This window comes from Legionella sp. (assembly GCF_047605385.1).
In the GTDB taxonomy this organism is placed as follows: Bacteria; Pseudomonadota; Gammaproteobacteria; order Legionellales; family Legionellaceae; genus Legionella.
The window spans coordinates 1-3,057 of record NZ_JASGFU010000129.1 but is presented as its reverse complement, the minus strand read 5'-3'; the positions used below and the strand labels follow the sequence as shown (position 1 = coordinate 3,057).

The window sequence follows — 3,057 nt, the reverse complement described above, 5'->3', positions numbered from 1 at the left end:
GTAACTGTTGAACCTGGTTTTTGCATCACAGCGCAAGTTCCGGAGCTTAAGGCCTATTGGGGAAGCAGATATGGAATTGCAAATGATAGGGAAAGAACCCTTCTGGTGTTAAAAGAGGCAAATACCCAACGTTGTTTACGATCAAAATATACTTTAACCACATTCTTTTTTCCAGCAACAGGAAGTCTTGATGGTTATCCTACAGATACATGCAAAACACAAACTATGGGACAATTTAGATGCGACACATTTATGATCTATACTTATTCTGTAGGAAATTATTCAGTATTAAAAAGTGGAGCAGCATTGCCCAAAAATGTTTTTGCCTCTTTTCCATTTGGTAATGGTGATGGACCTCAAGCATTTGGTAACATTCAAGTAACCCCTGATACTCCTCAGAACATACAATCCTCTTTGGATACTCTTTCATCCACTGAACTTAATAATCTATCGTTAGAGCATTTTATTTCGGTAATTGATAATCCTGACAATGCTAAAACACCTAATATTGCGAATAAAATTTGGGAAATTTATGTACATTATCACATTGAAGATGTTGATAAAAAGACATTTTTACTGGATTATTTAGGAGGTGTTGGAAGCTCTAATTTACTTCCTGAAATTATTAAAGAATATCATCAAAGTACAAATCTTGATATTAAGCATGCTTTGCTTTCTCTGACCCAGATCATCTATTCCAGAGAACACCATTTGCAAGAAAAGTTATTTATAAAAGAACAATTAATTAATTTTTATCTGGACTTATTAAATAAAAATAGCTTCAAAAATCAAATGTCATTCAGTGATGCTCAAATTATTGCAACTGGATTAACCGATATCGCCTCTCAAGAAACTCTCTTAGATAATATTGAAAAAATAAACTTAATTTTTGACATGGCCCAACCTTATGAGCAAATAGGGTATAAGTGTAATTTAATGCTCGATATAAAATCGTTGGAAGACTCTTACATACCACGCTTGCTCATACTACAAATACTTCCATGAAGATTTAAAAGCTTCTCATACTCATAAGAACAATACTGACTGTCTCTATCTGAATGAAGAATTAATCCTCTAGGAGGCTTTCGACTCTGTATTGCCATTTTTAGCGCATCGATAACTAATTGCTTCGTCATTCGCTCAGACAAAGCCCAGCCCATGATTTTGCGCGAATATAACTCCATCTTAACTATTCTTTTGATTTATTATTGCTCATTATTCACCTCTGCTTTAGATTTTATTCTCTTAGCATGGTATCCGACAAATCAGGGAAGGAGCAAGGGGTTGGTGGGAGCGATCAAACCGGTCTACTCACCCCGAAGATCGAATTTATTGGCTATAATTTTATAAAGAAAATAATTTTTTATTAATATGAAACCTCATAAAGTTGAAAAATATCCTTTTGTAGCTCAATCTAATGGATTAAAAGCTATTTGGGAAAATAGTCGGTTTGCTTTTGATTGTTTTAAAGCAAGTGAAGTCATTGCCAAAATTATAGAGAAGCAGCCTTCTTTTGAGGAGATTCTGAATATAAGTGGAACAATTAGAAAATTGCTAGATCCTTCCATTTTAAAAAACAAAGCTCCAGAGGAACCTTTTAACGTATTATTCTCCTCTTTAGAAAATAATAAAAGAGAACTAGCTAATTACTTGTATCAGTCCATAGAAGCAAAGCCAAATAAGTTAAGTTTTTATGAAAACTGGAGTAGATTATATGAAACTTTGAATATTTATTTTGTAGAGAGCGCTTTGGGAACTCCCAGAACGATATCGGCAATAACCTCGATATATGATAATCAGCGATATGGAGATATGCGGGAGAAATTGCAAGAAAGATTTCTTTTGTTGGAAAAAAGTGCCAATTTCGATAAGTCCAATAATAGTATTGACATTGAGTTTCATGAAAATGGGCATACGATTAATTACTCTCGTTTGACCTATAGTTCCTCAATAGAGGGGTTTCTAATTCAACATACACCTCCTTGTGAGTTAATTAATTCTAAAAAAATAATGGCTAAACTTTATGATAAACTTATTACGGATGAAAACTATTACCAGGATAAGGAGAAATTTTTAAATTTTGTAAAAACTCTTGCCGAATTAAGCTGGCATTTAACTCAAGCTATGCCTTTCAGGCGTGGGAGTGCCTCCGTCAATGAATTATTAATAACCTCCATACTACTCTATAAAAAAATTCGTTTGCCTGAATATAAAGAAATTGTGACCTGTGATTTAATGGCAATCTTTTCGGCTACTCCAGAAGCGTACTCCAATGAGTTTCCTGATTTTTTTAAATGGGAAGAGTTTGAAAGTCAATTTCGTTTTTTAGATGATATCAATTCATCAATTAATAGTAAAAATATAGAGGATATCGTCAACTAAATTTTTTAAAACGTTCAAAAGCTAGGGTTGGCAAATTTTAGACACAAAGAACCTGTGATGCAGTATGCTGCCAAGTTTTCATTTGCTGATTGAGATGTTAATTCATCACTTTTTGGACGCACCTCTCCCGTCATAGGGTTTAATTACAGATCTGAGGCAAATGCGAATTAGGGACAAAAACAGTTTATTAGTTAATTAAAATGATAGCTATTTAACAAGTCCCCCGACTTATAAAATAGGATCTCATACATTTTTGTTGTATTTGCATTGTTCGTATGGAATAACCATATGTCGAATAGAGTAATATAAGAACTATAATTCGCTTTTGCCCCGTTTCTGTAATTAAACCCAATTATAAGAAATAAGGGATAAGAAATGACAGTTACTAAAAATCCTGATTTTTATTGTATAAATATGATCTTTACAAAAAGGTGTGCGCAGTCCGAGTGGGCTACTAATTATTATTTTCCATATTGTCCTCAAGAAATAGAAAAAGATTCACTTGAAGCGTATTTCAAAAACCTAAAAATTGGAGCGGTATTTGCCTATAACGATGATTCTCCAAAATTATTAATCCTAGAATTTGTAAAAGGAAGGGATAACTGTAACGGCTCACAATTAAAAACCGCTCGGCTCGCAATCAGCGCATAAAATTGGCCCAAATTAAATGCGAAT

The 3,057-nt window shown here is 33.4% G+C and carries 3 protein-coding genes and 1 pseudogene; 3 read left to right on the top strand and 1 reads right to left on the bottom strand.

Features of this window, described 5'->3' with window-relative positions:
- The coding region (locus tag QM652_RS14385) for a hypothetical protein (RefSeq protein ID WP_415076993.1) at nucleotides 1-1,005 on the top strand (1,005 nt) is incomplete at its 5' end.
- Here the strand turns inward: QM652_RS14385 and QM652_RS14380 are convergent.
- Nucleotides 972-1,190 (bottom strand): annotated as a pseudogene (locus QM652_RS14380) (DDE-type integrase/transposase/recombinase); the annotation flags it as partial. The gene QM652_RS14385 and the pseudogene QM652_RS14380 overlap by 34 nt on opposite strands.
- A 181-nt stretch (nucleotides 1,191-1,371) precedes the next feature.
- Between QM652_RS14380 and QM652_RS14375 the strand changes: the two are divergent.
- On the top strand, nucleotides 1,372-2,382 hold the full coding sequence (locus tag QM652_RS14375) for a hypothetical protein (RefSeq protein WP_415076991.1): 1,011 nt from the start codon (nucleotides 1,372-1,374) through the stop codon (nucleotides 2,380-2,382).
- Between the two features lie 375 nt (nucleotides 2,383-2,757).
- Nucleotides 2,758-3,033, top strand: a complete 276-nt coding sequence (locus QM652_RS14370; protein WP_415076989.1) for a hypothetical protein — start codon at nucleotides 2,758-2,760, stop codon at nucleotides 3,031-3,033.
- Nucleotides 3,034-3,057 lie beyond the last annotated feature (24 nt).